Source organism: Candidatus Ancaeobacter aquaticus, from assembly GCA_030765405.1.
Taxonomy (GTDB): domain Bacteria; phylum Auribacterota; class Ancaeobacteria; order Ancaeobacterales; family Ancaeobacteraceae; genus Ancaeobacter; species Ancaeobacter aquaticus.
On sequence record JAVCCP010000023.1, the window covers coordinates 18,153 to 30,950 of the forward strand.

12 protein-coding genes are annotated in these 12,798 nt (G+C 40.0%); 9 read left to right on the forward strand and 3 right to left on the reverse strand.

Translation table 11 applies throughout. From position 1 onward, the window contains the following. The first annotated feature begins 9 nt into the window (after nucleotides 1-9). The 3 genes from P9M13_02435 (at nucleotide 10) to P9M13_02445 (ending at nucleotide 2,770) form a co-directional block, all read left to right on the forward strand. Nucleotides 10-384 carry a response regulator gene (locus tag P9M13_02435; protein ID MDP8262145.1) on the forward strand — a complete coding sequence of 125 codons (375 nt, stop codon included), beginning with the start codon at nucleotides 10-12 and terminating at the stop codon, nucleotides 382-384. Continuing rightward, a complete protein-coding gene (locus tag P9M13_02440; protein MDP8262146.1) occupies nucleotides 381-770 on the forward strand; it encodes a response regulator in 390 nt (129 codons plus the stop codon). The genes P9M13_02435 and P9M13_02440 overlap by 4 nt, the downstream gene beginning before the upstream one ends. A 305-nt stretch (nucleotides 771-1,075) precedes the next feature. Next, a complete protein-coding gene (locus tag P9M13_02445) occupies nucleotides 1,076-2,770 on the forward strand; it encodes an FAD-dependent oxidoreductase (protein MDP8262147.1) in 1,695 nt (564 codons plus the stop codon). 365 nt (nucleotides 2,771-3,135) lie between these two features. Here the strand turns inward: P9M13_02445 and P9M13_02450 are convergent, their stop codons facing one another. From P9M13_02450 to P9M13_02460, 3 genes are all read right to left on the reverse strand, one after another. After that, complete coding sequence (locus P9M13_02450) at nucleotides 3,136-6,261, reverse strand: multidrug efflux RND transporter permease subunit (GenBank protein ID MDP8262148.1); 3,126 nt, start codon at nucleotides 6,259-6,261, stop codon at nucleotides 3,136-3,138. Further along, a complete protein-coding gene (locus P9M13_02455) occupies nucleotides 6,261-7,418 on the reverse strand; it encodes an efflux RND transporter periplasmic adaptor subunit (protein ID MDP8262149.1) in 1,158 nt (385 codons plus the stop codon). Before P9M13_02455 ends, P9M13_02450 begins: the two co-directional genes overlap by 1 nt. A gap of 187 nt (nucleotides 7,419-7,605) precedes the next feature. Continuing rightward, nucleotides 7,606-9,222 carry an efflux transporter outer membrane subunit gene (locus P9M13_02460; protein ID MDP8262150.1) on the reverse strand — a complete coding sequence of 539 codons (1,617 nt, stop codon included), beginning with the start codon at nucleotides 9,220-9,222 and terminating at the stop codon, nucleotides 7,606-7,608. Between the two features lie 203 nt (nucleotides 9,223-9,425). Here P9M13_02460 and P9M13_02465 point away from each other — a divergent pair, with 203 nt between their 5' ends. From P9M13_02465 to P9M13_02490, 6 genes are all read left to right on the forward strand, one after another. Continuing rightward, nucleotides 9,426-10,196, forward strand: a complete 771-nt coding sequence (locus tag P9M13_02465) for a hypothetical protein (protein MDP8262151.1) — start codon at nucleotides 9,426-9,428, stop codon at nucleotides 10,194-10,196. 256 nt (nucleotides 10,197-10,452) lie between these two features. After that, nucleotides 10,453-10,917: a TspO/MBR family protein gene (locus tag P9M13_02470; GenBank protein MDP8262152.1), complete on the forward strand. Its 465-nt coding sequence runs from the start codon at nucleotides 10,453-10,455 to the stop codon at nucleotides 10,915-10,917. A gap of 14 nt (nucleotides 10,918-10,931) precedes the next feature. Further along, the gene (locus P9M13_02475; protein MDP8262153.1) at nucleotides 10,932-11,363 is read left to right on the forward strand and encodes a pyridoxamine 5'-phosphate oxidase family protein; all 432 of its coding nucleotides are present in this window, start codon (nucleotides 10,932-10,934) and stop codon (nucleotides 11,361-11,363) included. Nucleotides 11,364-11,553: 190 nt separating this feature from the next. Next, complete coding sequence (locus P9M13_02480) at nucleotides 11,554-11,760, forward strand: cold-shock protein (protein ID MDP8262154.1); 207 nt, start codon at nucleotides 11,554-11,556, stop codon at nucleotides 11,758-11,760. Nucleotides 11,761-11,831: 71 nt separating this feature from the next. After that, nucleotides 11,832-12,443 carry a hypothetical protein gene (locus tag P9M13_02485; GenBank protein ID MDP8262155.1) on the forward strand — a complete coding sequence of 204 codons (612 nt, stop codon included), beginning with the start codon at nucleotides 11,832-11,834 and terminating at the stop codon, nucleotides 12,441-12,443. 8 nt (nucleotides 12,444-12,451) lie between these two features. Beyond that, nucleotides 12,452-12,580, forward strand: a complete 129-nt coding sequence (locus tag P9M13_02490; protein ID MDP8262156.1) for a hypothetical protein — start codon at nucleotides 12,452-12,454, stop codon at nucleotides 12,578-12,580. Nucleotides 12,581-12,798: the final 218 nt, after the last annotated feature.

Below are 12,798 nucleotides of genomic sequence, written 5' to 3' on the forward strand. Positions count from 1 at the left end.
AGAAAAATAATGAAGGATATATTAATAGTCGATGATGATAAAAACATGGAAGATATTTATAGGCATTTTTTTTGTGATGTGACAGATAAATATACAATTGATATTGTATGTGATGCGAGAATCGCTTATAAACGGGCAATGGAAAAGACCTATGATCTTATCATTCTTGATATAATCATGGAGCCTCTGGATGGAGAAGAATTTTATGCGTGTTATAAGAATGAAGCCGAAAAAATAGATCAACCTATACTTGTATGCAGTGTAATTGATCCTACTGAAATCGGGTATATGAAAAAGTATGGAAGGGTGGGTTTTCTAAAAAAACCTATCGCAAAAAAACAATTGCTTAGAAAAATAGATCGTATTCTAAAAGGGTCATCATGAGCAAAAAAGCAAACAAAAAGAAGATATTAATAGTAGAAGACGATAAATGCATGCAGGATATATACAGAAATTTTCTCAGAGAGTATGTAGGTGTTTATGATATGGAGATTGTTGACGGCGGTATTCCGGGTTATAGAGAATTGCGCGAAAAAAAATATGACCTGGTTATATTAGATGTTCTCATGGAAGATATGTCAGGTGATTCACTGTTTGCTCTTATAGCTAATAGCAGTAAAAATGTTGATATCCCCGTTATTGTTGTTAGCGTTTTGAGTCCTAAAGACAGTGCGATTACCTTTATTCTTAATCGAGAAAATACCAGTTATCTCAGCAAGCCGGTTACAGCAGAGCAATTGATACATAAAATTAAAGAGGTGTTAGGTTGAAATAGGGGGGACTGTTGTCCCTTTTCTAATAGTGACTGTGAAAAGTGTACACATCGTAGTGTTTGTATAGTAGAATGCCTTTCGAAGGATGCGAGAGGCAGCGTTTAGAAGGAAAATAATACGCGAAAGATTGTTTTGATTGTCCCTGCCGTTTGAATGTAAGCCCTCTTGATGCAAGAAAGTGTTCACGTAAAGTTTGAGAAAGGAATTACAAATCACTTTGCCGGATGGTTTTTGGGTGGCACTTACTTGTTACAGGTAAAAAGATAGAAAGATTCTTAATAAAAATACAAAGGAGAAATAAAATGTCTAAAAAGATTATCGTAATTGGAGGGTCAGCTGCAGGGCCAAAAGCCGCAGCAAGAGCAAAACGGCTTGATCAGGAAGCTGAGATTACTATCATTCAAAAAGCCGCGGACTTATCTATGGCTTCATGCGGATATCCATATTATATAGGGGGAGTCTTTGAGGATAGAAACATGTTAGTATCGACACCTACCGGAGTTACCAGAAATCCAAAGTTTTTTTTGAATGCAAAAGGCATTAATGCAAAAACTGAAACTGAAGTTATTGAAATCAATAAGGAAGCTCACACGGTTACATTAAAGGACTTAAAAACGAATGCTACTGAAATTGCGGATTATGATAAGTTAATTATTGCTACGGGATCAATACCCCGCATCCCGAATATCCCCGGTAATGATTTGCAAGGGATTACTACGTTACAATCAATGAAAGATGCCGATTATTTAAGAAAAATTCGTGATGAAGGTATAATTAAAAAAGCGGTAATTATTGGCGGGGGATTAATCGGTATTGAAACCTGTGAAGCTTTACATTTAGCGGGGATTGAGACAATTATTATTGAATTATTGCCGCAGTTGTTAACATTTTTAGATATTGAATTGGCGAAATTAGTTGAAAATCATGTAAAAAGTAAAGGAGCAAATGTTCTTACAAATAATGGATTAGTAGAATTTCTTGGCGAGAACGGAGTTCTGAATGCAGTTAAATTGCAAAATGGCACTGAATTACCATGTGAATTAGCTGTTGTAGCTATTGGCGTAAAACCAAACACTTCTTTAGCGAAAAGAGCGGGCCTTCAAATCGGTGAAACCAATGGTATATCCGTAAATGAATATCTGCAAACTTCTGATCCTGATATTTACGCTGCGGGAGATTGTATTGAAGTAATAAATTTAAATACAAATAAAAAAACAGTAGCTCCATATGGAGATTTGGCAAACCTTGAAGGACGTGTTGCCGGAGAAAATGTTATCTGCGGTAATAGTGTAACTTTTCCAGGGACGATTCATACGGGGATATGCAAAATATTCGATTTTACAGCAGGTAGTACAGGGTTGTCTGAAACTGCAGCCAGGAATGCTGGACGTACCAATATTGTTACCGTTATCAATGCTAGCCCTGATAAACCTACATTTATGACTGGTAAATTACTTGTTTCAAAAATGACAGTTGAAAAAACAACAGGTAAGTTGTTGGGATTACAATGCGTGGGACTAGGTGATGTAAGTAAACAAATTTCTATGGCCGCAATGGCTATTAAAGGCGGATTAACTGTGGCAGATATTGTTAACGCTGATTTGCCTTATGCTCCGCCTTTTTCGTTAGCAATAGATCATTTTATTGCCACTGCTCATATAATGGAAAATAAAATAAAAGGTAGAATGGACGGTGTATCAACCAGAGAAGTAAAAGAATTTCTGGATAATAAAAAAGATATGTATATTCTTGATCTTTGCGCCCCTGAGGAGTTTGAATCTATGCGGTTAGGTATTGGGGAAACATTAATTCCGCTTGGAGTATTTAGGACTAGACTTCATGAAATGCCGCAGGATAAAAATAAATTAATCATTTGTTACTGCAAAATATCATTGAGAGGGTATGAAGCTGCAACATTGCTTAAAGCAAAAGGCTGGACAAATGTCAAAGTTATGGAAGGTGGCATTATGGCGTGGCCCTATGCAAGAGAAAGGTAATATCAACTAAACCATACAGTTTTTTTTATAGTTCTTTACGAGGATGGGGCTCATTCCCTTTAAAACTACCCACTGCGTCGGTGAAAAAGCTTTACACACCAACGCGGTGAAAATTCCACCTAGATTTCTCTAATAAATCCTTTTTACTTTGCCTTTGAACGTATATTCATGACTTCCTCCGGTTTTATCATTTTAGCTACTCTCCTTAGAGGTTAGCATAACGTTTTTCCCTTCCAGAAGTGGTGCATTTTTCACGCTGATAACTGGTACATTATTACACGCTGATTAACAGTGGATCAGAATTTTTATGAAGATGTATTGAAAAGCACGCAAGTAGTAGATGAGGCTTCGTAAAAAAACAGGTTTTATTCTTTGTCCTTATGTTTTTCTGCATATCGTTCACTCATTTGCTGCATGACCACGTAGAATACAGGGACAAAGGGTAACGCAAGGAGCGTAGATGAAAGCATTCCTCCGACAACCACGGTGCCAATCGCTCTCTGACTTGCTGCACCTGCTCCACCTGCCCACATCAGCGGCATCACTCCGAGAATAAATGCAAAAGAGGTCATTATAATGGCGCGGAATCTTCGCCGTGTACCTTCAATAGCGGCGTCTTGTATGCTCATTCCATCTTTATGAAGGTCGCGTGCAAATTCAACAATTAGAATAGCGTTTTTACATGCAAGTGCTATCATCAGAACCAGCCCCACTTGCGTGTAGAGATTATTGTCATAACCGCGAATAAGGAGTGCAAGGTATACACCTACAAGTGCCATAGGGACTACCAGGATAACTGCCGCCGGACTTGTCCAGCTTTCATACTGTGCGGCGAGCACCAAAAAAACAAGAATAATTGACAGGGCATAAATAAAATATGCTTGTGATCCAACTTTTTTTTGCTGGTACGTTGTTGCAGTCCAATCGTATTTTACCTCGCTGGGAAGATTCTTTTTAGCTACCTGTTCCATCAGTGTCATTGCCTGACCGGAACTGAATCCCAGCGCGGCTTGTCCGTATACTGATGCAGCAGGATACATGTTGTAGCGTGTGACGAGCTCTGAGCCGAGCATGTGAAGAACGTCCATCAGTGTACCGAGCGGGACCATTTCTCCTTTGGAGTTACGGACATAAAGGTCTTTGATATCTGAAGGCTTTACCCTGAACTGAGCATCTGCTTGTACATATACCTGGAATACCTGATCAAACTTGTTGAAAAGATTGACATATGCAGAGCCAAGATATGATTGTAACGTATTAAAAACAGCCGAAAGTTGTATGTTTAGCGACTCTGCTTTAACACGGTCTATATTCAAATATAACTGTGGACTATCAGCGTTAAACGTGGTGTTAACTCTTGAGAGCCCCGTCTGGCTGTTTGCCGCACGTATAAGTTCTCTTGTCACTTTTGCGAGCTCGGTGAGCCCTAGTGAAGCGCGATCTTCAATCATCATTTGAAAACCGCTTGCCGATCCCAATCCGCGAATCGGTGGCGGGATCATTGTGAATATTACCGCTTGCTGAACCTGAGAAAACTCATAATTAAGCGTATCGACAATACGTTTTTGTGTTTCTTTCTTTCCGCGTTTTTCCCAGTCTTTGTATTTAACAAATGCCGAGAAAACATTTGAAACATTAGCTCCGTCTAAGAATGAAAATCCTCCTATTGTCACCCACGATTCTACTCCCGGAGTTCTTTTAAGAATTTTATCTGCCTGTTTAGAAACTTCTCTTACTCTTGGCTGTGACGCGCCTGCCGGAAGAGTAGCCATTACTATGCAAAATCCTTGATCTTCATCAGGTAAAAAACCTGTTGGATGAGTCACAAAACCCCAGCCAGCCAAGCTGATAATGATAAAAAATAAAATAACCATACGTTTGGGTTGAGCTACCATACGCTTAATTATGCTCATGTACATATCTTCAACACTTTTAAATGCTATATTAAACCAGCGGTAAAACCAATTGCGCTCTTTTTGCACAACAGGTTTAAGGTATAAAGCGCACTGCGCAGGCTTTAGTGTTAATGCATTTAACGCACTGATAATCGCGGTAGAGGCGATAACCAAAGCAAATTGCCTAAAAAGCTGGCCGGTAATTCCCGGCATAAAAGCAGCAGGAATAAAGATTGCAATGAGAACAATCGTAATACCCATAACAGGGCCGGTAAGTTCTTTCATCGCTTTTATGGATGCGTCTTTAGGAGATAAACCTTTTTCAATATGATAAGAAGCGTTTTCAACGATGACTATGGCGTCATCGACCACGATACCTATTGCCAGGATAATGGCGAACAGTGTCATAAGATTAATGGTGAAGCCCAGCATTGCCATAGCGGCAAAAGCACCGATGATAGTAACCGGTATAGTTGTTGCCGGGACCAAAGTTGCCCGCCAATTTTGTAAGAATACCATGATAACGAGTAATACCAATATTCCTGCCAAAAATAATGTGTCGTACACAGATTTTATTGCCTGATTTACGAATATTGTTGTGTCATAACAGATGGCGTATTTGAGTCCTTCAGGAAAATCATGACTCATTTGGGCTATTATTTTACGAACATCTTTTGCAACAGCCACTGCATTTGCACCCGGTAATGAATAGACCAGAATGTGACCTGCTTTATGTCCTGACAATTGGGAAAAATTCATAAAATATTGCTGGCTGAGTTCAACCCGTGCGACGTCCCGTACCCGCACAATCTGAGCTGTTTCACCTCGTACACTGCGAATAATGATATCTTCAAACTGGGGAACATCTGAGAGTCTTCCTAATGCATTAATGGTAAACTGCATTGCCTGATCTTTCGGTACAGGAGGGGCTCCGAGCTGTCCGGCTACAACTTGAACATTTTGACTCTTTATAGCGTTTACAACATCAAGAGTGGTGAGTTTGAAATTCTGTAGTTTATTTGGGTCGAGCCATACACGGATGCTGTACGGACCTGCACCTACTGGCTTTACCTGCCCGATGCCGGGTAAACGAGCCATAGGGTTTTCCAGATTGATGATACTGTAATTAGTCATAAAGGTTTCGTCGTATCGGTCATCGTCAGAATAGAGTGAAATCACCATAAGAATATCAGTGCTTACTTTTCGAACAGTTATACCCTGGACTTGCACAACGTCTGGCAGCTGTGCTAGCGCAACGTTTACCATGTTTTGCACGAGAGAAAGAGATGTATTTAAGTTTGTTCCGATGTCAAATGTGACGGTAAGGGTGTAACTGCCGTCGCTGCCGCTAACAGAAGACATGTAGATAGAGTCTTCGACACCATTTACCGCCTGCTCAATGGGAATGCCGACTGTTTTTGCAATTACTTCCGCGCTTGCTCCGGGATATCGCGTCGTTACCTGGATTGTCGGCGGAACAATGTCCGGATATTGAGCTACGGGCAGATTGTAGAGGGCTACTGCGCCAACAAGAACAGTGATGATGGCAATAACATTTGCGAATATCGGCCGCTCAATAAAAAATTTTGATATCATTACTTGGATTCTCCGGGGTTGCTCTCAGCCGCATCGACCGGTGTGACGTTCCGACCGGGGTACGCCCGCAAAAGACCTTCGATGATTATTGATTCTTGTCCATTGAGTCCATCTTGAATAACCTGCATATCACCCTTATCCTGTCCAAGTGTTACAGTGCGACGCTCAACGATATTGTTGTCATTTACAATATACACATAAGGGCCGATTTGATCGTATCCAACAGCCTTCTGCGGAACAAGTATTACCTGAACATCTTTTTTGATCTGCACTCTGATACGAGCAAAGAATCCGGGAATAAGGAGCCCCTTAGGATTTTCGAATATTCCACGTAAGAGCAGTGTTCCGGTATTTGGGTCAATTGTAATTGCTTCAAAATCTAAAAATCCTTGATGCGGGTATCCTTTTTCATTTGCTAACCCCATAGATACAGGCGCTTTCCAGTCTCTATCGACGCTTCTTTTGAGTTCCTTGTTTTCATCCCTGATACGCAAAAGCTCTCTTTCACTGATCGTAAAGTAGGCATAGATCGGATCGATCTGATTGATTTCGGCCAGGACAGTTTTTTCTCCTGAACCAACAAGGTTTCCCGGATCTTTTAGGCGACGGTCAATTCTTCCGTCAAACGGCGCATTGACTGTTGTATAATCAAGATCTAGCTGGGCAAGGTCTCTATTTGCTTCCGCTTGCATAACAGCTGCTGCGGTCGCGTCTCTTTGATAATGCCATTTATCGAGGTCAGTTTGTGATGCAGCGGCTTTTTTTACCAGGTCGCTATAGCGGTCATATTCAGTTTGTGCGTGTTCGAGGTTTGCTTTTTGCACAAGGATCTCTGCATTAGCAGCCTTGAGCTTTGCCTCATACGTATTTTGCTGGATCAAAAAAAGCTGCTGGGCTTTCTTTACTGTAGCACCATCCTGAAAGAAAACTTTTTCGAGATATCCTTCTACACGTGCACGTAACTGTACGGTGTTTATTGACGAGGTATTACCGGTAAAATTAATGTATTCGGTAATTGCTTTCTCAACGGGTTTGCTGACCGTTACTTTAGGGGGATGCGGAGATTTGTATTTATTGCTTTTCCCGCACGATGTCAATGCGATTGGGGAAAGAAGTATTAATGTTATAATAAAGGTTAAATTTCTTTTTATTGTCATTGCCCCCCCAAATAAGTAAAATTTTAAATTCCAAAAATTCACCGCGTCGATGAATTTTTCTGCTCCCATTCTGTGTAATCCCCCCCCCTAGATTTTCTCGGTCTTCGCCTCCAAAATCATAAAACAGGGGGGATAGTGAGACTTGCCAATCTCACAAGTGACAACATTGTGAGATTGGCAAGTCTCACTACATATCAGGTAAACGGATAACCGGTTTTGAAGCTTCTACCGGATCAGTTTCGGATACTTTCGGTTTCAGTAGATTTCCCCAGTATGTACGTTCCTTCATTTTTGTTTGAATCGAAGTAGGTACAAAATCTTTTCCTTCCCGTATTTCCCATCCGCCGCCTAATGCACGATACATCGACACCAGATTTTGAGAGATAGCACCCCGTGCAACGGCATGATTATTCTGTTGTAATAACAATTCCTGCTGTGCAGTCAGAACAGTGGTAAAGTCGGTCATACCTTGTTGATATTGGATTACTGCAAGATCGGTCGACCGTTTAGCTGCGGAAACACTTTGCAAGAGAAACGATGCACGCTGCTGTGATTTTACAAAACCGGTTAACGCGTTTTCAACTTCTCTTTGTGCCTGCAAAACTTTATCTTGATATAAGAGCAGTTTTTCCTGGAACAGAGCGTCTTGCGTACGTACATTATTTATAATGCGTCCATAGTTTAAAATATTCCATTTAAATGAAGGCCCCATACTGCCACTGAAAGCATTATAATCCCACATGTTGCTTAGTGGAAAAGTAGTCATGTTTGAAGCTTTCCAGCTCAACGATCCATTTAAACTAAAAGCGGGAAGAAGATCAGCTTTTGCTATTCCGATACGGGCACATTGGGCGGCAGCGTCATATTCTGCCTGACGGATATCTGGCCGACGGCGCAAAAGATCCGCGGGAATACCTATCGCAACCTGTTCTTGTGGTGTTGGGATCTTTACTGCTTGAGCACCGATAAAATCTGATATAATAAAAGGTGGCTTACCGAGCAGTGTACTCAAGAGATTTACTGCCTGGATCAAATTTGTTTCTATAGTAGGTATATCAGCCTGAGTACTTGCAAGTATGGTTTTTGCCTGTTCGACATCACGATCAGAAGTGGTTCCGCCTTTGAAACGAGTCTCAGCGATTTTTAGGCTTTCTTTCTGTACAGTAACGTTTTCATGTGCGATCAGAAGACGTTTTTGGAGTGTTCTTATTGAAACATATGTTGATGCAACATCCGCAATAAGGGTAACGAGGGTATTATCATAATCAGCAGCGCTTGACATAAGTGACATGTTTGCAGATTCTATTGCGCGGCTAAATTTCCCCCAGAAATCGATTTCCCAGCTTGCAAGCCCGCCAATAGCTGCTTGTGAAAAGTTATGTGTTGGTGCGGAAAGACCTTGTGTTGAATATGCACTTAAGCTTTGCCGTTCGAGGGAACCATTAGCCTGCTGTGATTGTGGGAACCAGTTGCCAACAGCGATCCCTAGCTGTGTTCGTGCCTGCAAAACACGTATGCCGGCGACATGTAGCGTGAGATTCTCTTCGTACGCCTTTTCTATCAACGCGTTAAGTACAGGATCGTTAAAAGCGCTCCACCAGTTACGGTATTGACCCGGTCCTTTTTTTACATCATTGTTATTTTCTTGAGACCACTCAGGTGAAACAGCTGTTTGCGGGGGAGCATAATTAGGGCCTAAGCGAAAAAAACAACCGTTTAGCGAGAGAAATACGAAAGATAGAGCTATGAAACACGCACAGCGTACTGTGCGGTTAGCTGTCCACTTAAGAGAATGTGTAGTCATATTTTCCGTACGTGTTTAAGATTATCGTTAGATCAATATCAAGTGCCCTAGAGTCTACTAAAATAGTATGATCATATCAATAACTTTATGGGGTTAGTTGTTTGCGTGGTGAAAGTGTTTTCTATTTCGAAATCGCGATGCGATTTCTGTGCTGACATTTATTGTCTTGAAAACTTACAGTAAAAGAGTAAAATATCGTACCAATGCGCTACTTACTACTTATTATAATTATGGCTGTTACCTTTATTCAAACCTCCACCGTGTTTGCACGAGAATCTTTAACTAATGAACAAGATTATTTCAACTTTAGAAAATACAAGTCTACCTATACGTATTTTGATAACTATCAATATAATGATTTACGTGATGAGAGCTCCGCAGTGCGGAAAGTCCAACGCCTGGGAAAACATCTTGTTACCGGATTTGACTTATTAAAGAAGAACAAACCAGACGAAGCATTAGTTGAATTTAAAAAATCTTCCCGATTAGTACCTGAATATCTTCATGTCGATTTTATTATAGCTCTTACCTATGACAAGAAAGGTGAGAAACATAAAGCTGCAAAATATTATAAATCGTATCTTGAAAAACTTGAGAAGTTTTGGGATGGTTTGTATCGACTTACATCACCTATAATAATAAAGACAGTAAAGTTTGATATAACCGGTTATAAGAGAGCAAAAGAACTGATTACTCAAAGGATGGCAGCAAGCGGTATAGATATAGATAAGGTATATTCCGGCAGGAACCCAATTGTATATGTCATTGTGTTTATCGTTATAATGTTTTGTGTAACGGTGTACCTCATTATTGAATCTAAGCCAATAAGAAGGATCCGCTACATGATAAAGGCAATATTTAATAGTCGAAAAGATACCTGGGTATGTCGCAACTGCGGAACACTAAACGTAAATGTTAATATTGAGTGTAGGGAATGTAGTGAGACTAGAAAAGTCACAGGCAAAGCACTGTGAATTTTCTTTAGTCGCCCTTAGGAAACGGGGAACGTTTCCAAGGTTTTGGTCCCCGGAGGGGAAACTATCCCCCCTGTTTTACGATTTTGGAGGGCAAAGCCCGAGAAAATCTAGGGGGGATCACGGGGAATGGGATCTCAGGAATCGCATAGCGATTACGATGTTGTGACTAAAAATAATATGGCTTTACACCGCCCCGATAAATCGGGGCGGTGGGGGATGGAAGGTAGTTGTTCGTTCCGCGCAAGGAGTAACCATGAAGCTAAATTATTTACTTATACCGATCATCACATTTCTCACGGCATTTGTCGGCGGGTGTTTTACGAGTAGCGGTATGGAATGGTACAGAACGATTAATCTGCCTGCGTGGACACCACCGGGGTCGGTTATCGGCATGGTGTGGACCGTTATATTTATACTCTCAACGATAGCCGCTCTTATCGTCTGGAACACCAGTGAAAGGAATACTGTTTTCTGGGTTATTATCGCGATGTTTTTGTGTAACGCACTTTTAAATATCGGGTGGTGTTATATCTTTTTTGGCAAGCATCTTATCGGGCTCGCAATAATTGAAGCGGCTGTGCTTGATATCAGCGTCATTATTTTAATCATACTTATATGGAAGTCCTCGGTGATTGCATCACTTTTGTTTTTTCCGTATGCTGTTTGGGTTGCATTTGCAACCTATCTTACATATACTATTTGGATGCTTAACAGATAGAAGGGCAGTGATGTATGAAAGAAAAAGTAAAAGAAGTATTAAATAAACAAAAACTTGGTGTTCTTGCAACTACAGGCGACATTTATCCGTGCACATCACTTGTCGCTGTTTCTCATTCGCAAGATTTGAAAGTTGCCCTTTTTGCAACGCTGAGAAATACGCGAAAATATATAAATATTCAAAATAATCCGGATGTAACAATCCTTGTTGATAACAGAACAAATACCGAAGAAGATTTTGAGCATGCTGTCGCACTGACTATTATGGGTAGGGCGCAGGAAATTGCATCAGAACAAGTAGATGAATATAGAGAATTGTTTTTAGCAAAACATCCGTCACTGAGAACATTTGTTGATGATCCTGACTGCGCGCTTATCAGTTTGATTGTTTCAAAGTATGTGTATGTTTCACAGTTTCAGGAAATAACAGAAGTGGATATGTCGTAGCCTTTCAAAGGAAAGATACGCCTCAAAAAAATAATTGTATTATATGGTTGACAAATAAACTGAGTAATGTAAAATGGTTCTCGTAAATAAGAGAGTGTGAATTTCAACCTTCAAGGTTCAGAGAAATATACACCTTGAGGGTTTTTTTTATTTTCAGCTATTGTTTACCAAATAAACTAAGAAAGGAGGAATAACAATGCCAAAAGGAACAGTGAAATGGTTTGATAACACAAAAGGTTATGGATTCATTACACCTGAGTCAGGCAGTGATGTATTCGTGCATCATAGTGCGATTCAGGGCGACGGCTACAAGACTTTAGACGAAGGACAAAATGTTGAGTTTGAAATTCAACAAGGCGCTAAAGGCGAACAAGCAGTCAATGTAACAAAGATATAACAGTGTTAAAAATCTAAAAAAAGAGAATAGAGTCTGGCTGTAGTGGTCAGGCTCTATTTTTTTGAGGAATTATGAAGAAAATTGCATTCGATGTAGTGCTCTTGACATCAGAAGAAATGACATCACGAGCAATAGAATTAAACAAAAAGCTTTTAGAGTGCGGCGTTAAAAAAATAGTGTTAGATAAAAAACATTGCCTGCCTCATATTTCGCTTGCTATGGGAGTTATCCCTGAAAAAGATATTGGTGTAGCAAGAGATATAGTGCAAAATATTGCACAGGAATATCAAGCATTCCAATTAGAAGCTACATGTATTGCCGTTAACACAATAAATACTGGTGAAAAAGTATCAAGTATCGAAATTAAAAATAATGAGAAGCTGCAATCGCTTCATGAAAAGGTAATGGATTCTTTCCGGTCGTATATAGGTCGCGATGCTTGTATAGAAATGTTGTGTCAGCCTGCGGTAGAGGAGACGGCGTCGCTACACTGGATTAAGAACTTTTCCGAGATTGCGGCCCATGAAAAGTTTTGGCCGCACATAACATTGGGTGTCGGTGAGGCACGAGACAAAGAGTTTCCGGTTGTTTTTGATGCTTGTACAATTGCTGTATATCAGTTAGGTAACTATTGTACCTGTAGAAAAAATCTGATAGCATATACGTTGAAAAAAAGAATATAGGCGGAGGAATGAGAAAAAGATTCATATTAGCGATCATATTTGTTGTTTTAGCGTTGATAATAACTATATTATTGAACACTAAAAACAATGAGAGCGTGAAGAACAAGAATAATGTTATAGAAAGAAATTTCAAGTAGAGTAGCAATGGTTCCCTATTGTCAAAGAAACATAAATCGAAACAGTGTAAGCCATTTAAAGAGAATTAAATACCTCTAATATGTCCTGTAATCAGCAATTCCGCAACAAAGTATTTTAGCTCACCATAAGTCATTCTATTTACGATATTTTAGTGGTAAACGCCTTGTTTGAGCAAATTCGTATTGACGTTGAAGTATTTTATTGACATAAAAACTGA

What these genes read in the sequence shown, in the direction of transcription:
- P9M13_02440 (MDP8262146.1), top strand. Translation starts at nt 381, where the DNA reads ATGAGCAAAAAAGCAAACAAAAAGAAGATATTAATAGTAGAAGACGAT.
- P9M13_02485 (MDP8262155.1), top strand. Translation starts at nt 11,832, where the DNA reads ATGAAGAAAATTGCATTCGATGTAGTGCTCTTGACATCAGAAGAAATG.
- P9M13_02450 (MDP8262148.1), bottom strand. Translation starts at nt 6,261, where the DNA reads ATGATATCAAAATTTTTTATTGAGCGGCCGATATTCGCAAATGTTATT.
- P9M13_02490 (MDP8262156.1), top strand. Translation starts at nt 12,452, where the DNA reads ATGAGAAAAAGATTCATATTAGCGATCATATTTGTTGTTTTAGCGTTG.
- P9M13_02475 (MDP8262153.1), top strand. Translation starts at nt 10,932, where the DNA reads ATGAAAGAAAAAGTAAAAGAAGTATTAAATAAACAAAAACTTGGTGTT.
- P9M13_02470 (MDP8262152.1), top strand. Translation starts at nt 10,453, where the DNA reads ATGAAGCTAAATTATTTACTTATACCGATCATCACATTTCTCACGGCA.
- P9M13_02455 (MDP8262149.1), bottom strand. Translation starts at nt 7,418, where the DNA reads ATGACAATAAAAAGAAATTTAACCTTTATTATAACATTAATACTTCTT.
- P9M13_02460 (MDP8262150.1), bottom strand. Translation starts at nt 9,222, where the DNA reads ATGACTACACATTCTCTTAAGTGGACAGCTAACCGCACAGTACGCTGT.
- P9M13_02435 (MDP8262145.1), top strand. Translation starts at nt 10, where the DNA reads ATGAAGGATATATTAATAGTCGATGATGATAAAAACATGGAAGATATT.
- P9M13_02465 (MDP8262151.1), top strand. Translation starts at nt 9,426, where the DNA reads ATGCGCTACTTACTACTTATTATAATTATGGCTGTTACCTTTATTCAA.
- P9M13_02445 (MDP8262147.1), top strand. Translation starts at nt 1,076, where the DNA reads ATGTCTAAAAAGATTATCGTAATTGGAGGGTCAGCTGCAGGGCCAAAA.